The 21,981-nt window shown below is 62.0% G+C and carries 22 protein-coding genes; 17 read left to right on the top strand and 5 right to left on the bottom strand.

Annotation, left to right across the window (positions count from 1 at the left end):
• The 3 genes from ACR0LD_RS13340 to ACR0LD_RS13350 are packed head-to-tail and all read left to right on the top strand — an operon-like array spanning position 1 to position 3,776.
• A complete protein-coding gene (locus tag ACR0LD_RS13340; protein WP_170341405.1) occupies positions 1-1,095 on the top strand; it encodes a microcin C ABC transporter permease YejB in 1,095 nt (364 codons plus the stop codon).
• Complete coding sequence (locus ACR0LD_RS13345; protein ID WP_170342380.1) at positions 1,096-2,202, top strand: ABC transporter permease; 1,107 nt, start codon at positions 1,096-1,098, stop codon at positions 2,200-2,202. It begins immediately after the preceding gene.
• The gene (locus ACR0LD_RS13350; protein WP_170342383.1) at positions 2,199-3,776 is read left to right on the top strand and encodes an ABC transporter ATP-binding protein; all 1,578 of its coding nucleotides are present in this window, start codon (positions 2,199-2,201) and stop codon (positions 3,774-3,776) included. Before ACR0LD_RS13345 ends, ACR0LD_RS13350 begins: the two co-directional genes overlap by 4 nt.
• On the opposite strand, the gene ACR0LD_RS13355 is transcribed toward ACR0LD_RS13350, so the two are convergent.
• Both ACR0LD_RS13355 and hemN read right to left on the bottom strand, forming a co-directional pair.
• Positions 3,773-5,701 (bottom strand): elongation factor G, encoded by a 1,929-nt coding sequence (locus ACR0LD_RS13355; protein WP_480637387.1) that lies wholly within the window; start codon positions 5,699-5,701, stop codon positions 3,773-3,775. The genes ACR0LD_RS13350 and ACR0LD_RS13355 overlap by 4 nt on opposite strands.
• A gap of 211 nt (positions 5,702-5,912) precedes the next feature.
• Complete coding sequence (hemN, locus tag ACR0LD_RS13360) at positions 5,913-7,268, bottom strand: oxygen-independent coproporphyrinogen III oxidase (protein WP_170434050.1); 1,356 nt, start codon at positions 7,266-7,268, stop codon at positions 5,913-5,915.
• A gap of 61 nt (positions 7,269-7,329) precedes the next feature.
• Between hemN and fnrL the strand changes: the two genes are divergently transcribed.
• Positions 7,330-8,073 carry a transcriptional regulator FnrL gene (gene fnrL, locus ACR0LD_RS13365; protein WP_170360914.1) on the top strand — a complete coding sequence of 248 codons (744 nt, stop codon included), beginning with the start codon at positions 7,330-7,332 and terminating at the stop codon, positions 8,071-8,073.
• Here fnrL and ACR0LD_RS13370 read toward each other — a convergent pair.
• Positions 8,070-8,942, bottom strand: coding sequence for a LysR family transcriptional regulator (locus tag ACR0LD_RS13370; protein WP_170365004.1), 873 nt, complete (start codon positions 8,940-8,942; stop codon positions 8,070-8,072). The two genes, fnrL and ACR0LD_RS13370, sit on opposite strands and share 4 nt — an antisense overlap.
• 98 nt (positions 8,943-9,040) lie before the next feature.
• On the opposite strand from ACR0LD_RS13370, the gene ACR0LD_RS13375 reads away from it, so the two are divergent.
• Positions 9,041-10,363, top strand: coding sequence for an aminotransferase class I/II-fold pyridoxal phosphate-dependent enzyme (locus tag ACR0LD_RS13375; RefSeq protein WP_480637389.1), 1,323 nt, complete (start codon positions 9,041-9,043; stop codon positions 10,361-10,363).
• 58 nt (positions 10,364-10,421) lie between these two features.
• A complete protein-coding gene (locus tag ACR0LD_RS13380; RefSeq protein ID WP_170365008.1) occupies positions 10,422-10,676 on the top strand; it encodes a GlsB/YeaQ/YmgE family stress response membrane protein in 255 nt (84 codons plus the stop codon).
• Between the two features lie 50 nt (positions 10,677-10,726).
• On the opposite strand, the gene ACR0LD_RS13385 is transcribed toward ACR0LD_RS13380, so the two are convergent.
• Positions 10,727-11,566, bottom strand: a complete 840-nt coding sequence (locus ACR0LD_RS13385; RefSeq protein WP_170342393.1) for a universal stress protein — start codon at positions 11,564-11,566, stop codon at positions 10,727-10,729.
• A gap of 196 nt (positions 11,567-11,762) precedes the next feature.
• Between ACR0LD_RS13385 and ccoN the strand changes: the two genes are divergently transcribed.
• Genes ccoN through ccoP form a run of 4 tightly spaced genes read left to right on the top strand, consistent with a single transcriptional unit; the run spans position 11,763 to position 15,170 of the window.
• The gene (gene ccoN, locus ACR0LD_RS13390) at positions 11,763-13,370 is read left to right on the top strand and encodes a cytochrome-c oxidase, cbb3-type subunit I (protein WP_093964421.1); all 1,608 of its coding nucleotides are present in this window, start codon (positions 11,763-11,765) and stop codon (positions 13,368-13,370) included.
• A 14-nt stretch (positions 13,371-13,384) separates the two neighbouring features.
• The gene (gene ccoO, locus ACR0LD_RS13395) at positions 13,385-14,113 is read left to right on the top strand and encodes a cytochrome-c oxidase, cbb3-type subunit II (protein WP_093964330.1); all 729 of its coding nucleotides are present in this window, start codon (positions 13,385-13,387) and stop codon (positions 14,111-14,113) included.
• Positions 14,114-14,124: 11 nt separating this feature from the next.
• On the top strand, positions 14,125-14,310 hold the full coding sequence (locus ACR0LD_RS13400) for a cbb3-type cytochrome c oxidase subunit 3 (protein ID WP_093964331.1): 186 nt from the start codon (positions 14,125-14,127) through the stop codon (positions 14,308-14,310).
• Positions 14,307-15,170: a cytochrome-c oxidase, cbb3-type subunit III gene (ccoP, locus tag ACR0LD_RS13405; RefSeq protein ID WP_480637392.1), complete on the top strand. Its 864-nt coding sequence runs from the start codon at positions 14,307-14,309 to the stop codon at positions 15,168-15,170. The genes ACR0LD_RS13400 and ccoP overlap by 4 nt, the downstream gene beginning before the upstream one ends.
• A gap of 150 nt (positions 15,171-15,320) precedes the next feature.
• On the opposite strand, the gene ACR0LD_RS13410 is transcribed toward ccoP, so the two are convergent.
• Entirely contained in the window at positions 15,321-15,482 is a 162-nt protein-coding gene (locus tag ACR0LD_RS13410; RefSeq protein ID WP_170364352.1) for a hypothetical protein, read from the bottom strand.
• Between the two features lie 99 nt (positions 15,483-15,581).
• Here ACR0LD_RS13410 and ACR0LD_RS13415 point away from each other — a divergent pair, with 99 nt between their 5' ends.
• The 7 genes from ACR0LD_RS13415 (at position 15,582) to nusG (ending at position 21,862) form a co-directional block, all read left to right on the top strand.
• The gene (locus ACR0LD_RS13415) at positions 15,582-16,457 is read left to right on the top strand and encodes a LysR family transcriptional regulator (RefSeq protein ID WP_170365010.1); all 876 of its coding nucleotides are present in this window, start codon (positions 15,582-15,584) and stop codon (positions 16,455-16,457) included.
• Between the two features lie 101 nt (positions 16,458-16,558).
• The gene (gene ccoG, locus ACR0LD_RS13420) at positions 16,559-17,986 is read left to right on the top strand and encodes a cytochrome c oxidase accessory protein CcoG (protein ID WP_170391110.1); all 1,428 of its coding nucleotides are present in this window, start codon (positions 16,559-16,561) and stop codon (positions 17,984-17,986) included.
• A 3-nt stretch (positions 17,987-17,989) separates the two neighbouring features.
• Positions 17,990-18,448 carry a FixH family protein gene (locus tag ACR0LD_RS13425; RefSeq protein WP_170364356.1) on the top strand — a complete coding sequence of 153 codons (459 nt, stop codon included), beginning with the start codon at positions 17,990-17,992 and terminating at the stop codon, positions 18,446-18,448.
• Between the two features lie 4 nt (positions 18,449-18,452).
• Complete coding sequence (locus ACR0LD_RS13430; RefSeq protein WP_480637395.1) at positions 18,453-20,630, top strand: heavy metal translocating P-type ATPase; 2,178 nt, start codon at positions 18,453-18,455, stop codon at positions 20,628-20,630.
• Positions 20,631-20,635: 5 nt separating this feature from the next.
• On the top strand, positions 20,636-20,794 hold the full coding sequence (ccoS, locus tag ACR0LD_RS13435) for a cbb3-type cytochrome oxidase assembly protein CcoS (RefSeq protein ID WP_093964337.1): 159 nt from the start codon (positions 20,636-20,638) through the stop codon (positions 20,792-20,794).
• 89 nt (positions 20,795-20,883) lie between these two features.
• Entirely contained in the window at positions 20,884-21,081 is a 198-nt protein-coding gene (gene secE, locus ACR0LD_RS13440) for a preprotein translocase subunit SecE (RefSeq protein WP_093964338.1), read from the top strand.
• 247 nt (positions 21,082-21,328) lie between these two features.
• A complete protein-coding gene (gene nusG, locus ACR0LD_RS13445) occupies positions 21,329-21,862 on the top strand; it encodes a transcription termination/antitermination protein NusG (RefSeq protein ID WP_093964422.1) in 534 nt (177 codons plus the stop codon).
• The last annotated feature ends 119 nt before the right edge of the window (positions 21,863-21,981 follow it).

Below are 21,981 nucleotides of genomic sequence, written 5' to 3' on the forward strand. Positions count from 1 at the left end.
ATGGGCGCATATATTCTTCGACGTCTGTTGCTGGTCATCCCGACCCTTCTGGGCATCATGATCGTCAACTTCACGCTGGTGCAGTTCGTACCCGGCGGTCCGGTCGAGCAGATCATCGCCCAGATCGAAGGGCAGGGCGATGTATTTGCGGGTTTTGCGGGGTCCGGTGACGCGGGGGCCGGGGCCGAACCCGGCGGTGGCGTCTTCGATGACAAATACGTGGGCGCCCGCGGGCTGCCGCCGGAATTCATCGCCGAACTGGAGAAGGAATTCGGCTTCGACAAGCCGCCGGTCGAGCGGTTCCTGAACATGATGGGCAACTATCTTACGCTGGATTTCGGCGAAAGCTACTTCCGCTCGGTCTCGGTGATCGACCTGGTGCTGGAAAAGATGCCGGTGTCCATCTCGCTGGGCCTGTGGTCGACGCTGATCGCTTATCTGGTCTCGATCCCGCTGGGCATCCGCAAGGCGGTGAAGGATGGTTCACGCTTTGACACATGGACCAGCGCGACCATCATCGTGGCCTATGCGATTCCCGGCTTCCTGTTCGCGATCCTGCTGCTGGTGCTGTTTGCGGGCGGCTCCTACTGGCAGATCTTCCCGCTGCGCGGGCTGACCTCGGACAATTGGGAAGACCTCAGCCTGCTGGGCAAAGTGGCCGACTATTTCTGGCACATCGCCCTGCCGACCATCGCTCTGACGATTTCCGCTTTTGCCACGCTGACGCTGCTGACCAAGAATTCGTTTCTGGACGAGATCAAGAAACAATACGTCATGACCGCCCGCGCCAAGGGGCTGAGCGAGCAGCGCGTTTTGTACGGCCACGTCTTCCGCAACGCGATGCTGATCGTGATCGCCGGTTTTCCGGCGGTGTTCATCGGCGTGTTCTTCGGCGGGTCGATCATCATCGAGACGATCTTCTCGCTGGATGGTCTGGGTCGTCTGGGCTTTGAGGCCGCAGTGGCGCGCGATTATCCGGTGATCTTCGGGACGCTGTTCATTTTCGGTCTGCTCGGTCTGGTCGTCGGCATCATCAGCGACCTGATGTATGTGCTGGTCGATCCGCGCATCGATTTCGAGAAACGCGAGGGGTAAATGGCACTTTCTCCTCTGAACCAGCGCCGCTGGCGTAATTTCTGCCGCAACCGCAGGGCCTTTTGGTCGCTGATCATCTTCTCAGTGCTGTTCGGCCTGTCGCTGTTCGCGGAATTCATCGCCAATGACAAACCGATCCTGGTGAAGTATCGGGGCGAGTTCTACACGCCCATCTTCAACTTCTACGCCGAGACCGAGTTCGGCGGCGACTTCCAGACCGAGGCGATCTATCGCGACCCCGAGGTCCGTTGCCTGATCGACAGCGGCGGGCTGGAAGACTGTTTCGACGACCCCGAAGGCATCATCGAGCAGATCGAGGCGGGGACGTTCCAGGCCGAAGGATTCGAGCGCGGCTGGGCGATCTGGCCGCCGATCCCCTATTCCTACAACACCAGCGTCGACCGTCCCGGTGCGGCGCCCCTGCCGCCCAACGGGCAGAACCTGCTGGGCACCGACGACACCAAACGCGACGTTCTGGCGCGCGTCATCTACGGATTCCGCCTGTCGATCCTGTTCACCCTGATCGTCACCGGCGCGGCCAGCCTGATCGGTATATTTGCCGGCGCGCTGCAGGGCTTTTTCGGCGGCTGGCTGGACCTGATCTTCCAGCGCATCATCGAGATCTGGTCGGCGACGCCCTCGCTTTACGTCATCATCATCATGTTCGCGGTGCTGGGGCGAAGTTTCTGGCTGCTGGTGTTCCTCATGATCCTGTTCTCTTGGACAGGTCTGGTGGGCGTGGTGCGGGCCGAGTTCCTGCGCGCCCGCAATCTGGAGTACGTGCGCGCGGCCAAGGCGCTGGGCGTGGGCAACCTGACCATCATGTTCCGCCACATGCTGCCCAACGCGATGGTGGCCACGCTGACCTTCATGCCCTTCATCGTGACCGGCACGATCGGGGGGCTGGCCAGCCTCGATTTTCTGGGCTTCGGTCTGCCGTCCTCGGCGCCCTCGCTGGGCGAGTTGACTCTGCAGGCCAAGCAGAACCTGCAGGCGCCATGGCTGGCCTTCACTGCCTTTTTCACCTTTGCCATCATGCTGTCGCTGCTGGTCTTCATCTTCGAAGGCGTGCGTGACGCGTTCGACCCGCGAAAGACCTTCTCATGAGCTTGCTGGATGTGAAAAACCTCAAGGTCTCGTTCCGTCAGGACGGGCAGGTGACCACGGCGGTTCGGGGCGTGTCGTTCCATGTCGATCGCGGGGAAACCGTGGCGCTGGTGGGCGAATCCGGTTCGGGCAAATCGGTCACCGCGCTGTCCACCGTGTCGCTGCTGGGCGACAGCGCGATCGTCGAAGGGTCGGTCACCTATGACGGGCAGGAGATGATTGGCGCATCCGAGCAGCGCCTGATGGAGGTCCGCGGCAACGACATCAGCTTCATCTTCCAGGAGCCGATGACCTCGCTGAACCCGCTGCACACGATCCAGAAGCAGATGGCGGAATCGCTGGCCCTGCACCAGGGTCTGACGGGCGACGCGGCGCGCGCCCGGATCGTCGAATTGTTGAACAAGGTCGGTATCCGCGACCCCGAGGAACGGCTGGACGCCTATCCCCATCAGCTGTCCGGCGGACAGCGGCAGCGGGTGATGATCGCCATGGCGCTGGCCAACAAGCCCGACATCCTGATCGCGGACGAGCCGACCACTGCGCTGGACGTGACGATTCAGGCGCAGATCCTCGAACTGCTGGCCGAACTGCAGAAATCGGAAAACATGGGGATGCTGTTCATCACCCATGATCTGGGCATCGTGCGACGCATCGCCGACCGGGTCTGCGTGATGAAGGATGGCGAGATCGTCGAGACCGGCCCCGTGGCCGAGATCTTCGACAACCCTCAGCACCCCTATACCCGCAAGCTGCTGGCGGCCGAACCCACGGGCATACCCGACCCGATCGACCCCGCCGCCGAAGAAGTGGCCCGGACCGAGCATCTGAAGGTCTGGTTTCCGATCCAGCGCGGGTTCCTGAAGCGCACGGTCGGCTATGTGAAGGCGGTGAACGACGCCACACTCAGCGTGCGGGCGGGCGAAACCGTTGGGATCGTGGGCGAAAGCGGCTCGGGCAAGACCACGCTGGCGCTGGCGATCATGCGGCTGATCGCCTCCGAGGGCGGGATCACCTTCCGCGGGCAGGATGTGCGCCGCTGGTCCACGCGCGAGCTGCGCCGCTTGCGCAAGGACATGCAGATCGTGTTTCAGGACCCGTTCGGCAGCCTCAGCCCGCGGATGACCTGCCAGCAGATCATTGCCGAGGGTCTGGCGATCCACAAGGTCGACCCGCACCGGGCCCCGCGCGAACTGGTGGCCGAGGTGATGACCGAGGTGGGCCTGGACCCGGCGGCCATGGACCGCTATCCGCACGAGTTTTCGGGCGGGCAACGCCAGCGCATCGCGATTGCCCGCGCCATGGTGCTGCGGCCCAAGCTGCTGGTGCTTGATGAACCGACCAGTGCGCTGGACATGACGGTGCAGGTGCAGATCGTCGAATTGCTGCGCGACCTGCAGAAGAAATACGGGCTGGCCTACCTGTTCATCAGCCACGACCTGAAGGTGGTGCGGGCGATGTCACACAAGGTGATCGTCATGCGCAACGGAGACGTGGTCGAGATGGGCGCTGCCGAAGATCTTTTCGTCAACGCCCAGGATGACTATACCCGCGAACTGATCGCTGCGGCAGGCTAGGCGTTGGCCGCTTCGCGCGCCGCCGATTTCGGCACCGGGCCGCGCAGCTCTTCATAGTGGTCGAACTGCAGCTTGACCCAGCCGGTGCCGCGTGTGGCGCTGGCCAGTGTGCGGTGTAGTTCGTCCTCGGCCACGGCGGGCAGTTGGGCGTTGAATATCTCCCAGCCCGGCGCGTTCGGGTTGCCCTCGAACCCGAGTACCTGCCCCTGAAGCGAGCTGATCGTGGGCACCAGATCGCCCACGAAGGCCGACGGAACATGGATCTCGGCGTTCAGGATCGGCTGCAAAACAACCGGCTTGGCCTGTGGCAAGGCTTCGCGCACGGCGTTCTTGCCTGCCGTCCGGAAGGCAAAATCGGAACTGTCTACGTTGTGATGCTTGCCGTCATGCAGGGTGACCTTCACATCCACCACCGGAAAGCCCTCGGGGCCCTGCGCCAATGCATCGACCGCGCCTTGTTCGACCGAGGGGATATAGTTCTTGGGCACGGCGCCGCCCTTGACCACCTCGTCGAATTGAAATCCCGATCCGCGCGGCAGCGGCGCGACCGAGATCACCACATCGGCGAACTGCCCCGCTCCGCCGGATTGCTTGCGGTGGCGGTGTCGGTGTTCGACCGTGGCGCGGATGGTCTCGCGATACGCGGTCTCGACCGGAGAGGTTTCGATCTCGATCCCGAAATCCTCGGCCAGCTTGGCGACCACCCGCCGCATGTGCTGCGGCCCTTGGGAACCGAGAACGGCGTGGCCGCTCAACTCGTCCTGTTCCAGCGTCAGGCCCGGGTCGATCTCGACCAGCCGGGACAGCGCGTTGGACAGGCGCACGTCGTCGCGTTCATGGGCCGGCGACACCACCTGCCGATAGGCGACCGGATGCGCCGTGGCCCAATCCGGCAGCGGCGTGGAGCCGCTGCTGTCATAGATATTGCCGGGGTTGAGGTGATCGGATTTCACCGCCAGCCCGATCTCGCCGGCCTTCAGCCCGTCGATTTGGGTCTTTGCGTCCAGCGCGGTCAGGTTGCCAACAGTTTCGCCGCCCAGCGGGTCATGCGCCTTGATCCCCTCGCCCAGCCCCCGCAGGACGATGATTTTGCCAATGTGCTTTTTGACGTCGGCGAACCCGGCGATGGCGCGGGCGGCCTCGGGCGCCGCGTCCCGGTCGGCGGCGATGTCGAATTCGGGCGCCTCGTGCCGCAGGGCCTTCATCAGGCGGGTCAGCCCGTTGCCATGGCTGGCTGCGCCCAGACAGGCCGGGATCAACTGATGGTTCTGCAGGACCTGCGCGGCCAGGTCATAGACCTCGGCGCTGGGCGGTTGCTTGTCCTCGATCAGCTGCTCAAGCAGGTGGTCGTCGAAATCCGACAAGGTTTCGAGCAGTTCGGTGCGGGCTTCGGCCTCGCGATCGGCCACCGATTGCGGCAGTTCGATCAGCGCCGAGGGCTGACCTTCCTGATATTTCCACGCGCGCTCCGAGATCAGGTCGATGGCGCCGACGATGGTTTCGCCTTCACGGATCGGCACCTGTCGCAGGGTGATGTGATGGCTGCAATAGGTCTGCAGCGCGGCGATGATGTCGCGGATGCGGCCGTTGGGGTTGTCCATCCGGTTGATGAACAGAAAGCAGGGAATGCCCGCCTCCTCGACCAGCCGCAGATAGGGGGCACACAGAACCGCCGCGTCCGGGTCCGGCGGGACCACCACCACGGCCGCGTCGGAAATGGCCATGGCGGGTCCGGCATAGGCCAGCGCATCGCCCCCGCCATCCACGTCGATCGCGCACCACGGTTCGTCCAGATAAGAAAAACCGTGCAGATGCACGGTTCCGGACAGGTCGAATGTGGTGGGCCGGCCATCAAGGCGACTGATGGCCTCGACCAGTGTTGTCTTGCCCGATTGGCTGGGGCCGAGGACGGTAAAAACGCGCATGGGTGCTGTCCCTTCGTCAAGTTGCAGAGTGGTTGCACGAAAGGAGCTGTCGAACGCGGATGCGCCGGCGAGTCTGTCTGAATGATGGCCTGCCTCGGCGTCGGGCGGCCTGCCGCCCGCCTTCCGAGTGTGGGGAAAACCCCCCGCGCGCGTCAACCCCCCGCTTTTTTGCATTGTGGCGACTGGCCGGCTTGCGGCCTGTCGCCCGTCGTCAGATCGCCGAACTGTGGCCTGCCTTGCTCAGGTCATAAGCGTCGAAGGTCCGGGCGATCATCCGAGCCAAGGCGCGCGCTTCGGGCGGGATGAACAGCCCGTCATCGGTGATTTGCAACAACCCGTCGAAGGCGTCATTGGCGCGCTGGTACATCGCCTTCAGCTCGGCCGCCGAGATGTCGTGGTCGCGCAGGATCTCGGCCGTTTCGATGCGGAAGTCGCACATCAGGGCCTCGATCAGGCGGGCGCGCAGAATGTCCTGATCCTTGAACAGATGCCCGCGCGAGGTCGAGAACCGGCCATCGCGCACCGCTTTGGTATGGGCCGACGTGGCCGGTGCATTCTGCGCATAGCCCTGCGGGAAGCGCGAGATCGAGCTGGCGCCGACGCCAATCAGAACCTCGGCCTGGTCGTCGGTATAGCCCTGGAAGTTGCGTTTCAGCCGCCCGGCCTTCAGCGCGTGGGTCAGCCCGTCATCCTTGGTGGCGAAATGATCGATGCCGATTTCTTCGTAATTGTCCCACAGGAACAGACGGCGCGCGGTGTCGAACAGATCAAGCCGCTGTTCCGGCGTCGGAAGGGCGTCGGACGGGATCAGCTGCTGGCGTTTCGCCATCCACGGCACATGCGCGTAGCCATACAGGGCCACCCGGTCGGGGTTGAGGGACAGCAGCTTCTGCACGCTTTCGGTCATCCGCGCCTTGGTCTGGTGCGGCAGTCCGTACAGGATGTCGGCGTTCAGGCTGGGCACACCGCGCTCGCGGATCATGTCGATCGCCTCGCGGGTGGTGTCATAGCTCTGGATGCGCCCGATGGTCTTCTGGATCTCGTCGTCGAAATCCTGAACCCCGATCGAGGCGCGGTTCATCCCGGCTTCGGCCAGCGCATCCAGTCGAGCGGCGTCCACCTCGTTGGGGTCGATCTCGACCGAGAATTCCGCGTTGGGTCCAAGTGGGACGATGCCCAGAATATGCGCAGCCAGTTCACGCATCAGGTCGGGGTTCAGCAGCGTGGGCGTACCCCCGCCCCAGTGCAGGCGCGACAGGGTCACCCCGCTGGGCAGGCGCGCGGCCAGCAAGTCCAGCTCGGCCTTGAGGACATCGACATAGGCGATGACGGGGTTGTCGGTCTGGGTGCCCTGAGTGCGGCAGGCGCAGAACCAGCACAGCCGGCGACAGAACGGCACATGGACATAGAGCGAGATCGAACTGCCCGGCCGGATGGCGGAAATCCAGTCGCTGAACATGTCGGGCCCCACGTCATTGCTGAAGTGGGGGGCGGTCGGATAGCTGGTATAACGCGGTACCTTCGCGTCAAATAGTCCGAGCTTTGCCAATTGAGGTTTTACTATCATGACGACACCGGTATAGGCTCGACGACCAGAAAACCTTGACCGAGATCAAGTGGACGCGCGCATGACACTTAATACCCTCGTTGACCACTCCAATTGCGAAGATTGCCCAATTCGGCATCGAGCCGTCTGCGCGCGCTGCGATGCGGACGAGTTGGTCGCGTTGGAAGAAATCAAGTATTACCGCAGCTTCGAGGCCGGTCAGACGATCATCTGGTCGGGCGATCAGATGAATTTCGTAGGCTCGGTTGTGTCCGGGATCGCGTCTCTGACCCAAACCATGGAGGACGGGCGCACCCAGATGGTGGGCCTGCTGCTGCCCAGCGACTTCGTAGGGCGGCCGGGGCGCGACTCGGCGCCTTATGACGTTCAAGCGACCACTGACGTGGTCATGTGCTGTTTCCGCAAGAAACCGTTCGAGGACCTCATGGGCAGCACACCGCATATTGCCCACCGCTTGCTGCAGATGACGTTGGACGAGTTGGACGCGGCGCGTGAATGGATGCTGGTTCTTGGCCGCAAGACCGCGCGAGAGAAGATCGCCAGCCTGCTGTCGATCATCGCACGCCGGGATGCGTCTGCCAGCCAGAAGGGCTCATCCGGCCCCATCGTCTTCGACCTGCCGCTGACCCGCGAGGCGATGGCCGACTACCTTGGTCTGACACTGGAGACAGTCAGCCGTCAGATTTCTGCGCTTAAAAAGGATGAAGTGATCCTGCTGCAGGGCAAGCGCCACGTGACCGTTCCGGATATCGGCCGCCTGATGGAAGAGGCCGGGGATGATTCGGACGGCGGGTTTCTGGTCTAAGCGGTTTTTCTGAGCCACTCGACGACGCGCCCGACCGGTGTCTGCGATCGGGCGGCACGTGGCGACCACAGCTTGAGCCTGTCGGGAAGAGTGACCACCGTTTCGAACGGAGCCACCAGTCGACCGCTGTCCAGATGCGGCTGAACCAGCGCCTTGTGTCCCATCAACACACCCGCACCGTTCAGCGCTTCTTCGACGGCCAGCGCGTACAAAGAGAAAACCGGCCCGCGGGGTGTGAACGCCCATCCGGGTCGCGCCGCGGCCACCCAGGTTTGCCAATCGTCGAACCAGGTAGAGTCGGACAGGCAGGTCACATTCGCCAAGTCCTCGGGCGTAGTCAGGCGACGCGCCAAGGCCGGCGCGCAAATCGGAAAGATGGCGTCTTCGGCGATGGGGTCCCCCAAGTCACCGCCGAAAAACAGGTAGATGTCGAAGGGCGCGCGCTTGAGGTTGGGCGGGGTTTCCTCGGCCGTGAGCGAAACTTCGATTTCCGGCTCTGCGGCTCGAAGTTCGGGCAACCTTGGCGACAGCCACAGCTGTGCAATCGAGGGCAGCGTCACGATATGCACCACCTGCGGCTGTGCCTGGGCGCGCATGGCCAATGTGGTTTGTCCCAAGGTGTCGAAGGCCTTGGTCAGGTCCGGCAATGCCTTCTGTCCCAGCGCGGTCAGGGCAACGCCTCTTGCGGTGCGCTCGAAAAGGGGCGCACCCAGTTCGTCTTCCAACGTTTTGACATGGGCTGACACCGCGCCTGCGCTGACGCCAAGTTCCGTAGCCGCCGCCGAGAATCCGCCCAGGCGGGCTGCGGCCTCGAACGCCCGCAGCGCGTTCAGAGGTAGGGGTTTGGGGCGCGGTGGAGCAACGGGCATGGATTTAGGCTCAATTTTTCTGACCCTAATTTTTCGCAAAACTGATTTGCGCGCAAGTCAGGATCTTTGCATCGTTGGCCGCAAAGACGGAGGATCAGATGCAGCACCTTGCTCACCGTGCCTGGGTTCCGGGCCACTGCGAAAACCTTGTTCAGGCCATCGCCCGGAAGGTTGCCGACAGCAGCTCGGAGGCGATTGAGGCTCGGATCGGCGCGCTGATCGCGCGAAACTCGGATATTCACGATGCCGAGTGTTTCAATCTGAATCCGGCGACAAATGTCATGAATCCGAGGGCCGAGGCGGCACTGGCCGCGGGTCTGGGCAGTCGTCCATCTTTGGGCTATCCGGGCGACAAATACGAGATGGGTCTTGAGGCCATCGAGGAGATCGAGGTGATCGCGGCCGAGCTTGCGGCCCGCGTGTTCAACGCGCGATACGCCGAAGTCCGGGTGGCATCCGGCGCCTTGGCCAATCTGTATGGCTTCATGGCTCTGACACGGCCGGGCGATACGATCATCGCGCCTCCGGCCGCGATCGGCGGGCACGTGACCCACCATGAGGGTGGCTGCGCGGGGCTTTATTGTCTGCAAACGATCAATGCACCAGTGGATGCGGACGGGTACAGTCTGGATCTGGCCGCGCTGCGCGACATGGCCAGAACGCACCGGCCCCGGTTGATCACCGTTGGTGGCTCGCTGAACCTGTTCCCGCATCCTGTGTCGGCCGTGCGCGAAATTGCCGACGAAATCGGGGCCAAGGTTCTGTTCGATGCCGCCCACCAATGCGGGATCATCGCCAGCGGGGCTTGGGCGAACCCGTTGGATGAAGGCGCGCATCTGATGACGATGAGCACCTACAAAAGCCTGGGCGGCCCGGCGGGTGGGCTGATCGTCACCAACGACGCCGAAATTGCGGAACGGCTGGACGCCATCGCATTTCCCGGAATGACGGCCAATTTCGATGCCGCGAAATCGGCGGCTCTGGCAATCTCGTTGCTCGACTGGGTCGACTTCGGGCCGGCCTATGGGCAGGCGATGATCGATCTTGCTCAGGCAATGGCCAGCAAGATGGAAGATCAGGGATTGCCAGTGTTCAAAGGGGCTGGTGGAGCCACCACCTCGCACCAATTCGCGCTGAAGGCCGCCGACTATGGGGGCGGGCAGGCGGTGTCAAAACACCTGCGGCGGGCTGGATTTTTGGCATGTGGTATCGGTTTGCCGATCGCCTCGGTTGCGGGTGACATGAACGGATTGCGGATCGGAACGCCCGAGTTGGTCCGGCGGGGCGTGACCCCCGAACATGCCGGAGAACTTGTGGCCATGTTCGCCGAGGCGCTGTCGGCCGATGATCCCGCATCGGTCGCGCCCAAGGTGCGGGATCTGCGATCCGGGTTCCAGGGGATGCACTACGTTCGTGCGTGACCCAACGGCCCGGCCGTGTTCTAATGCCTTTGCGTGAAACAATATTCAGGAGCAAGGCATGGAATTCGGTAGCCTATTGGCAATGCTGTTTGTCGGCGCGATCGCGGGCTGGTTGTCGGGCAGGATCATGAAGGGCCGCGGCTTTGGCGTGATCGGGAACATCATCGTCGGGATCGTTGGCGCTTTTCTCGCCGGAACGATTTTTCCCGCACTCGGGTTTTCCGTCGGCGGCGGTATGATGTCGTCGATCTTCTTTGCAACGATCGGAGCCGTCATCCTTCTGTTCCTGATCGGTTTGGTCAAAAAGGTCTGACGAAAAACCGCCCCGGACGGGGCGGTTATTTTTTTTGCCGTGCCCGCGGTTCAGTGGGCCAGGAAAACCGGAACCGAGGACTGTTCCAACATGTTCCGGGTAGCGCCACCCAGAATGGCCTCGCGGAACCGCGAGTGACCATAGGCGCCCATCACGATCATGTCGGCTTCGACGTCTGCGGCGTGACGGTTCAGAATGTCGGACACACGCGTCATCGTCTTGCTCAGCACGTCGATTTCGCATTTCACGCCATGGCGAGACAGCATTTGCGACAGCATACCGCCCGGGTCCGAGCGATCAGGGCCGTGACGCGGCGGATCGATCACAACGATCCGGGTCAGCTCGGCCGCTCGCAGGAACGGCAGCGCGCGCCGAATGGCATTCATCGCCTCGACACTCTCATTCCAGCCGATCAGCACCGTCCGAGGGCTGGCGAACGGTTTCGCGTCATCCGGGACCACCAGAACCGGGGCGTGACCCTCGAACATGGCGGCTTCGATGATCGGTTCGGCCTCGGCGCCGCGATCTTTGCCATAGGGCTGCGGCAAAACGACAAGGTCCGAGAAACGGGCCCGATGCGCGACGTGCCGACCCAGGTCGGCGATCTGCGCCACGCCGTTTTCAGCGGACCAGCGTACGCCTGACTTGCCCAGGAAATCCTCGGCAAAGGCAAGCACTTCATCGGCCTCGGCATTTGCACGCTTCAAGGTCTCCTGAAGGATCAGGGCGTTTGCGCCCGCGTAGTAGTAGCCGGTCTGGCTACGGTCGACACCGAGGCACAGCGCTTCGGCATGGCCGTCCTGCGCTTCGGCCAAGGCGACCAACTGGGCCAGAGCCGGCTTGGCAAATTTGGTTTCCGTCATGACGGTGAGAAGAGATTTATAAGCCATTTCGACCTCGTGTTTCGGGTTCTGAAACCTGTGCGACCAGGTAACCCATTCATTTGCTTATGCCTGTCACAGTTTTCAGGCTATTGTCTTGATGCAGATCAAAGCAGCATTGGTTGTGCATGGATCATACAGCAACCAGTCAACGAAAGCTCTATGCGGCACAAGAATCGCCCGGAGCATGGCAAAGGGACGCAATATGTCGAATTACATCAAGCTGATCGCGCTTGGTCTGGTCGTGCTGTTCGCAGCGATCGGATCCAACTATGCGCGGGATTTGGCGTATCAGGTGCACGCGATACTGGTGATGCTCATCGCCGGTGGCCTGTTCATCTGGACGCTGCGAAACACGGATGAGCCGGATATTCTTGTCGATCGTTCGGGTGAGTACATGGATGGCGTGATCCGCTATGGCGTGATCGCAACCGCTTTTTGGGGTGTCGTAGGGTTCCTGGTGGGAACCTTCATCGCGTTCCAGCTGGCCTTTCCGGTGCTGAACTTCGAATGGGCGCAAGGGCTTCTGAACTTTGGCCGGTTGCGCCCGCTGCACACATCAGCGGTTATTTTCGCGTTTGGCGGCAACGCCCTGATCGCCACATCCTTCTATGTCGTGCAGCGCACGAGCGCCGCGCGTCTGTGGGGCGGCAACCTGGCCTGGTTCGTGTTCTGGGGCTATCAGCTGTTCATCGTTCTTGCCGCGACCGGCTATGTGCTGGGCGGGACCCAGTCCAAGGAATATGCCGAGCCTGAATGGTATGTGGACCTGTGGCTGACCATCGTCTGGGTGGCCTATCTGGCCGTGTTCCTGGGGACGATCGTCAAGCGGAAAGAGCCCCACATCTATGTGGCGAACTGGTTCTACCTGGCGTTCATCGTCACCGTCGCGATGCTGCACCTAGTCAACAACATGACCATTCCGGTCAGCATCTGGGGTTCGAAATCTGTCATCGTCTGGTCTGGTGTGCAGGATGCCATGATCCAGTGGTGGTATGGGCACAACGCCGTGGGCTTCTTCCTGACCGCGGGCTTCCTGGGCATGATGTATTACTTCATTCCCAAGCAGGCCGAACGCCCGGTCTTCAGCTACAAACTGTCGATCATCCACTTCTGGGCGCTGATCTTCCTGTATATCTGGGCTGGTCCGCACCACCTGCACTACACCGCGCTGCCTGACTGGGCCTCGACGCTGGGCATGGTGTTCTCGGTCGTGCTGTGGATGCCTTCGTGGGGTGGCATGATCAACGGCCTGATGACCCTGTCGGGCGCTTGGGACAAGCTGCGTACCGACCCGGTCATCCGCATGATGGTGATCTCGGTCGGCTTCTACGGCATGTCCACCTTCGAAGGTCCGATGATGTCGATCCGCGCGGTGAACTCGCTGTCGCACTACACCGACTGGACCATTGGTCACGTGCATTCCGGCGCGCTGGGCTGGAACGGCATGATCACATTTGGTGCGCTGTACTTCCTGGTGCCGGTTCTTTGGAAGCGCGAGCGTCTGTACTCGCTGCAGATGGTCAGCTGGCACTTCTGGCTCGCCACCATCGGTATCGTGCTCTACGCCGCGTCGATGTGGGTCACCGGTATCATGGAAGGCCTGATGTGGCGCGAAGTGGATGCCAACGGCTTCCTGGTGAACTCGTTCGCCGACACCGTGGCGGCCAAGTTCCCGATGTATGTGGTGCGTGCGCTGGGCGGTGTTCTGTTCGTCGCTGGTGCGCTGATCATGTGCTACAACCTGTGGATGACCGTCCGGCGGGCTCCGGCCAAAGAGGCCAGCCTGACCGTCGCGGTCCCGGCTGAATAAGGAGGGCCGGAGCAATGGCAATTCTCGACAAACACAAGATCCTCGAGACCAACGCGACCCTCCTGCTGATCTTCAGCTTCCTGGTCGTGACCATCGGTGGCATCGTTCAGATCACTCCGCTGTTCTACCTTGAGAATACAATCGAGAAGGTGGAGGGCATGCGCCCCTACACCCCTCTCGAGATGGCGGGGCGTGAGATCTACATCCGCGAAGGCTGTTATGTCTGCCACAGTCAGATGATCCGCCCGATGCGGGACGAGGTCGAGCGCTATGGCCACTACTCGCTGGCGGCTGAGTCGATGTATGACCACCCGTTCCAGTGGGGGTCCAAGCGCACCGGGCCGGATCTGGCCCGTGTGGGTGGCCGCTACTCGGATCAATGGCACGTGGACCATCTGCGTGATCCGCAATCGGTGGTGCCGGAATCCGTGATGCCGAAATACGGCTTCCTGGAAAACCGCAAGATCGACGGCCGGTATATCGGTGACATCATGGCCACCAATGCGGTTTTGGGCACGCCTTACACGGATGAGATGCTGGAAAACGCAGTTGCCGATTTCCGGGCGCAGGCCGATCCGGACAGCGACTATGACGGGCTGCTGGAGCGTTATGGCGAAAACGTCAACGTGCGCAACTTCGATGGTCAGCCGGAACTGACTGAAGCCGATGCGTTGGTTGCATATCTGCAGATGCTGGGAACGCTGGTCGACTTCTCGACCTTCACCCCGGATGCAAGCCGCTAAAGGAGGGTGTGATGGAAGAATACACGATCCTGAGGCAATTCGCGGATAGCTGGATGCTGCTTCTGTTGTTCGCCTTCTTTGTCGGCATCGTCATCTGGGTGTTCCGCCCCGGTGCCAGCAAGGAATACAAGGACACCGCAAACATCCCGTTCCGGCATCAAGACAAACCCGCCACATCCGAGGAGGCGCGGAAATGAGCAAGACACCTGAAAAACAGCCGGGTGATCCCAAGACGACCGGTCACAGCTGGGATGGCATCGAGGAATTCGACAATCCGATGCCGCGTTGGTGGTTGTGGACCTTCTACGCGACCATCTTCTGGGGTGTGATCTACACGATCATGTATCCGGCGTGGCCGCTGGTGCAATCCGCAACCGCCGGTGTGCTTGGCTGGTCCTCGCGTGAGTTGGTGCAGAAGGAGATGGTTTCGTTTGAAGAGGCCAACGCTCCGTGGAACGCCAAGCTGGTCGAGACACCGCTGGATGATATCGTCAAGGATGCCGAGCTGCAGCAATATGCGGTCAACGCCGGTGGCGCCGTGTTCCGCACCTGGTGCGCTCAGTGCCACGGTTCGGGCGCGCAGGGCGCAAAGGGTTTCCCGAACCTTCTGGACGACGCCTGGCTGTGGGGCGGTACCTTGGATGACATCGTCACAACGGTCAGCTACGGCATTCGCAACGAAGAAAGCGACGACGCGCGCTACTCCGAAATGCCGGCGTTCGGCGAGATCCTCGAGCCCGAGGAAATCACCCAGGTCGTGCAATATGTGATGTCGCTGACCAACGCCCAAACCGACGATGCTGCGGCGCAGGCGGGCAAGGTTGTCTACGAGGATAATTGCGCGGCCTGTCACGGTGAAGACGGCAAGGGCGATATCGCGCAGGGCGCACCGAACCTGACGGATGCGATCTGGCTGTATGGCGGCGATGAGAAAACGCTGACCGAAACGGTGACCTACAGCCGGTTTGGCGTCATGCCCCCTTGGGACACGCGTCTGACCGAAGCGCAGATCCGCGCCGTGTCGGCCTATGTCCACCAATTGGGTGGCGGTCAATAAAATCCAGGAACACCTTCGGGCGGCGTGCCGCCCGAAGGCCTAGGTGCCGGCTGTTCCATCTGTTCGCGCGTTTCCTGAACAGCCGGCACCGCATTTTCCGAAAATAGTGCCGACAATGGCCCCGGTCCAGCGCGGGCACGCAAACTGATCCTAAAGGTTGCGCGGATCCAACTCGCGGCTCTTGCTGACCCACCAGTGTCCGGCGGGCAGCCATCTTTTCCTTTTTGGCGCATTCGGTTTGGGCGCGTCGCGCAGCTTGGGTGCGTTCAACCGCGTGGCGGTCATGAAGGAAGCAGCGTAGATGTTCAGCATGGTCTTTCTCCTGATGCGATGAACTCGGGTTCCAGCATCGGCTCTTGACCGGATATTTGCGACTCAATTACCGTGTTCATATGTAAGCAGAGGTTACATATGGACTGGCTGAACCTTCCGCCACTATCGGCGCTACGGGCTTTCGCTGCATTCGCCGAGCACAGAAACATCGTCAAGGCTGGCGATGCGTTGAATGTAAGTCATGCCGCCATAAGCCAGCAGTTGCGCGCGCTTGAGGCGCATATGGGCGTGACCCTGTTGGACCGGTCGGGCAAGACTCTGGTCCTGACGTCGGATGGCGAACACTTGGCCCGCAGCGTTCAACTGGGGTTTGGCGCCATCCATGCGGCGGTCTCGGACCTGGTGCACGCGGGAGAGGATCGGCCGGTACACGTTTCGCTGACCTCCTCATTTGCAGCTTCATGGCTGATGCCGCGGCTGCCGATTTTCCGGTCGGATCACCCGGGGATCGATCTGACCTTGGATCCGTCACCGGAACTGGTCGATCTGCGCCCCGGCGGGGTGGATGTCGCGATTCGATACGGGGCAGGCGGTTGGCCGGGCGTCCGGTCCGAGATGTTGTTGAAAACCCCGATGGTCATCGTTGCCGCGCCCAGTCTCTTAGGGTCCAGATCCGAGTGGTCGCCGGCTGATCTGGCCCGTTTGCCGTGGCTGGAAGAGGTGGGCACGACCGAAGCCAGCACATGGCTGGCACAACATGGGGCGGCCATGGACCCAGGCGCCGGACGGACCAGTCTGCCGGGCAACCTGGTCCTTGAGGGCGTTCGCGCGGGGCAGGGGGTCACGGTGACGGTGCGACATTTCGTCGAACGTGATATCGTGGCCGGAAGACTAGTTGAACTGCATGTCGCACCTGACGCCCGAGGCTACCACATCGTGACGGCGCAAACGCCGCAGAGAAAGGCGGTGAAGACGTTCGTCGGGTGGCTGAAACGCCAAGCGAACCAGGTGTGACAAAAGGTGTCTGCGCGATGCGCTTTTGACCCATGTCAAAGTTGTCCGGTGTATGATCTGGAACAAGTCGCCCGACAAACAGCAAGATCCGGAGCCATGCCGTGAGCGATCACACCCCAGCCCCCAGCCTTTACGCCGCAAGGGAACCGATCTTTCCACGGCGCGTTTCCGGCAAGTTTCGGAACCTCAAGTGGATCATAATGGCCGTCACGCTTGGCATCTACTATGTGACGCCGTGGATCCGGTGGGATCGGGGGCCCAGCCTTCCGGATCAGGCGGTGCTGCTGGATCTTGCGAACCGCCGCTTTTACTTCTTCTGGATCGAGATCTGGCCACACGAATTCTACTTTGTGGCCGGACTGCTGATCATGGCCGGCTTGGGCCTGTTCCTGTTTACGTCGGCCTTGGGGCGGGTGTGGTGCGGCTATGCCTGCCCACAGACGGTTTGGACCGACCTTTTCATTCTGGTCGAGCGCTGGATCGAAGGCGATCGAAACGCCCGCCTGCGCCTTCATCGTCAGAAGAAGCTGGATTTCCGTAAGGCCCGGCTGCGATTGACCAAATGGGTGGTCTGGTTCCTGATCGGTCTGGCGACCGGCGGGGCCTGGGTGTTCTATTTCGCGGATGCGCCGACCCTGGCGCGGGACCTTGTGACCGGCAACGCTCATCCGATCGCCTATACCACCATGCTGGTTCTGACCGGCACGACCTTTTTCTTCGGCGGGTTCGCGCGAGAGCAGATCTGTATCTATGCCTGTCCGTGGCCGCGAATTCAGGCGGCGATGATGGACGAGGACACGCTGGTGGTCGGCTACCGAGAATGGCGGGGCGAGCCGCGCGGCAAGGGCAAACGGACGGCCGACTCTGAACTGGGCGACTGCATCGATTGCATGGCCTGCGTCAATGTCTGCCCGGTCGGGATCGACATCCGTGATGGCCAACAGCTGGAGTGCATAACCTGCGCGCTGTGCATCGATGCCTGCGACGACATGATGGCCAAGATCGGCAAGCCGCGCGGTCTGATCGACTATATGGCGCTCAGCGACGAAACGCGTGAACGCGCGGGCCAGCCTCCCAAGAACGTGTGGAAACACATCCTGCGGCCCCGGACGATCATGTATACCGCGCTTTGGTCGCTGGTGGGATTTGGCCTGCTGTTTGCGTTGTTCATCCGGTCGGATATCGATCTGACGGTTGCGCCGGTGCGCAATCCGACATTCGTGACCATGTCCGACGGTTCGATCCGCAACACCTACGACGTGCGGTTGCGGAACAAACATGGCGAAGACCGCCTGTTCAAACTGTCTCTGGTCGGTGACCCAAGCCTGCAGGTTCAGATTGAAGGAACGGAACTGGATACGGTAAACGTAACTGCGGACACGGCACAGTTGACCCGGGTTTACATCGTCGCCGCGAAAGATACAGCGCCCGCATCGGCGGAAACGACACCGGTCCGGATCTGGGTCGAAGACCTGCAAAGCGGCGAGCGCGCCTACAAGGACACCACGTTCAACGGGCGGGGGAACTGAACCATGGCCGAGCGCAAATTCACCGGAAAGCACGCTCTTGCGGTTTTTGTCGGGGCCTTCGGGGTCATCATCGCCGTCAATCTGGTGCTGGCATACAAAGCAGTCGCGACATTTCCCGGGCTCGAGGTCAAGAACTCCTACGTTGCCAGTCAGGAGTTCAACGAAAAGCTGCAGGAGCAGCAGTCTCTGGGCTGGGATGCAGACGTGGAAACCAAGGGCGGCCTGCTGATCCTTCGCATCACGGATGCGCAAGGCGTGCCTGTGCGGGTGGCCGAGCTGCAAGCCGTGGTCGGCCGCGCAACTCATATGCGCGAGGATTTTTCGCCGGACTTCACCTTTGATGGTGTGGCGTATTCCACCCCGGCGACACTTGGAAAAGGCAACTGGAATGTCCGTATCGTCGCGCGCGATGCGGACGGCGCGGAATTCAGTCGGCGCATTCCGTTGTACATCAAGGGTTAGGCTGATGTCGTCGCAGGTGACATCCGGGACCGCAGCCTGTCCGGGCTGCATCGCGGCTCCGGCGGAACCGGCCAGGCCGGTACCGGTCGACGTTCAGATCGCGCTGTCACTGCCGGGCATTCATTGCTCGGCCTGTATTGCCAATGTCGAACGTGCGTTGAACGCGCACCCCGGCGTACAGGACGCGCGGGTCAACCTGACGCTCAAGCGCGCTCTGATCAAGGCGGGCCCCGAGGTTCGGGCAACGGACCTGATCCCGGTCCTCGATCGGGCCGGGTACGAGGCGCATGAGCTGGATCCGGGTGCCCTGTCAGCCACGCAATCAGACAAGGCCGGACGAGACCTTTTGATGCGGCTCGCGGTCGCCGGCTTTGCATCGATGAACGTGATGCTGCTGTCAGTGTCCGTCTGGTCCGGCGCCACTGACGCGACGCGCGACATGTTTCACTGGATATCGGCGGCCATCGCCCTCCCGGCCATTGCGTTCTCGGCCCAACCGTTTTTTGCCAACGCGTGGAGCGCGCTGCGTGTTCGCCGCCTGAACATGGACGTGCCGATCGTTCTGGCAATCCTGCTGGCCTTGGTCACTTCGCTTTGGGAAACGGCGCTGAGCGGTGAGCACGCCTATTTCGATGCGGCTTTGACGCTGACGTTCTTTCTGCTGGCGGGGCGCTATCTGGATTACCGCACCCGTGCCGCGGCCCGCTCCGCCGCCGAGGAGCTGACAGCCCTCGAGGTGCCGCGCGCCATCCGTCTTGTTGACGGGGCCGAGCGCGAGGTCGCTGTTGCCGAACTGGCCGTCGGTGACCTGATCCTGGTGCGACCAGGGGGGCGGATGCCGGTGGACGGCAAGATCGTGACCGGTGAATCCGAGTTGGACCGGTCGTTGCTGACCGGTGAAACCCTGCCGGTATTTGCCCAGCCGGGAACACAGGTCAGCGCGGGTGAGGTCAACCTGACCGGGCCGCTGACCATTCAGGCAACGGCGGTGGGCGAAGAGACTTCGCTGCACCGCATGGCAGATCTTGTGGCCATCGCGGAATCCGGGCGGTCGCGCTATACGTCCTTGGCGGACAAGGCGGCCAAGCTGTATGCCCCCGGGGTTCATATCCTGTCCGCACTCAGTTTCGTTGGCTGGTACATCTATTCTGGCGATCTGCGCACAGCTCTGAACATCGCCGCCGCTGTGCTGATCATCACCTGCCCCTGTGCGTTGGGGTTGGCGGTTCCTGCGGTCACCACCGCAGCCTCGGGGCGGCTGTTCCGCAAGGGGATGCTGATCAAGGACGCCACCGCGTTGGAGCGGTTGGCCGAGGTCGACACCGTAGTGTTCGACAAGACCGGAACGCTCACATCAGGCGCGCCTCAACTGGTCAACGGTGGCGAACACACAGGCCGTGAGATCGAGATCGCTCTGGCCTTGGCACAGGCTTCGGCGCATCCGCTGGCGGTCGCCCTGACCCGGGCCGCTCGGGCCGAGGGGTATACCCCGGCCGAGGTTGAAAACGTCACCGAGATTCCCGGTCGCGGGACCGAAGGCCAGTTTCAGGGGCAACTCGGGCGGCTGGGCCGAGCCGAATGGGTGGGCGCGACGGAAAGTGATTACACCGCGGCTTGGTTGGCGGTGGGGGACGATCGCCCGGTCGAGTTCCGCTTTGCCGACTCATTGCGCCCCGGCGCCGCCGACGCGGTCGCGGCTTTGCGCGATGCGGGCAAGGACGTCATCCTCATGTCCGGGGACACGACCAACGCCGTGAAAGCTCTGGCCGAGAAGCTTGGGATCGAGACCTGGATCGCGCGGGCACTGCCGCAGGACAAGGCGGGACACATTCAGAAGCTGGCAGACCAAGGCCGCCGGGTTTTGATGGTCGGTGACGGGTTGAACGACACAGCCGCGCTGGCGGCGGCCCATGCCTCGATCTCTCCGGCTTCGGCACTGGATGCGGCCCGTGTGGCTTCGGACATCGTTCTGCTAGGCAATGACCTGTCGCCGATCGCCGATGCCTGCCATACTGCCGCCCGGGCGACGCAGCGCATCCGCGAGAATTTTCAGATTGCGACGATCTACAATGTCATCGCGGTGCCTTTGGCCGTTGCCGGCCTTGCGACGCCCTTGATCGCGGCCTTGGCGATGTCCACATCGTCGATTACCGTATCCCTGAACGCTCTGCGCCTGAGGTGATCGTTATGGAAGTTCTGGCCTATTTGATACCGATTTCGCTGCTGTTGGGCGGTGTTGGGCTGGTGGCGTTCATCTACACGGTCCGCAGCAACCAATATGACGACCCCGAAGGCGATGCCCGACGGATTCTGAGCAACGAGTGGGATGATCGCCCCAAGTCCTGACCGGGTGCAATCGTGATGCCGACGGCCCTTGAAATTGCCGCAATGCCCGGCTATGTCCGGCCCATCCGCTAGAAGAGAGACCAAGCCTAATGGCCACCACAAACCCGATCCAGTTCATTCAGCAAGTCCGTGCCGAAGTTGCGAAGGTCGTCTGGCCGACGCGGCGCGAGGTTCTGCTGACTACGGTCATGGTGTTCATCATGGCGGCTCTGACTGCCGTGTTCTTTGCTCTGGTGGATCTGGGCATTCGCGGCGGTCTGCAACTGATCCTGGGTATGTTCAGCTAAAGCCGACTGCCGGGTCCCGTCGGATCGCGCCGAGGTGCGCCCGCTTCGGGCGCCCGACCGGCACTGCCCCCTTGCACAGCAGGCAATGTCAGAGTAGTTGACGCGGGACCTTTCGGGATGGGCGTGCGGCGATTCGGACTGCGCGCCGCTTTTTATTCCGGAACACGCGGCCGGACCGCGACAAAATTTCAATTCAGGTGCGTCCGCCCGACGCGGCGCGCCAAAGGCAAACAAGGACGACAGGTTCATGGCGAAACGGTGGTACTCGGTCAGCGTTCTTTCGAATTTCGAAAAGAAGATCGCAGAGCAGATCCGCACGTCGGTGGCCGAGCACGGCCTTGAGGACGAGATCGACGAGGTTCTGGTTCCCACCGAAGAGGTCATCGAGGTGCGCCGGGGCAAGAAGGTCACGACTGAACGTCGTTTCATGCCCGGCTACGTTCTGGTGCACATGGAAATGTCGGATCAGGGCTATCACCTGATCAACTCGATCAACCGGGTCACCGGTTTCCTGGGTCCGCAGGGCCGCCCGATGCCGATGCGCGACGCCGAGGTGAACCAGATTCTCAACCGTGTTCAGGAAGGTGAAGAAGCACCCAAGCTGATGATCAGCTTCGAGGTTGGCGAGAAGGTCAAAGTCAACGACGGCCCGTTCGAGGATTTCGACGGTATGGTCGAGGGCGTGGACGACGAGAACCAGAAGCTGAAGGTTACCGTCTCGATCTTCGGGCGCGAAACTCCGGTCGAGCTGGACTTTACGCAGGTCACCAAGCAGAGCTGATCTTTCCTGCAGGAACTGATCGTGCAGAAATCGAACGCGCCGCCGTAACAGGCGGCGCAACTGTTTCTGGTGGTTGCCGGTAAGGTTACGCCACAGCCTTGGCCGCTTGCCCTAACTCC

This window comes from Ruegeria sp. BF8 (genome assembly GCF_056538625.1).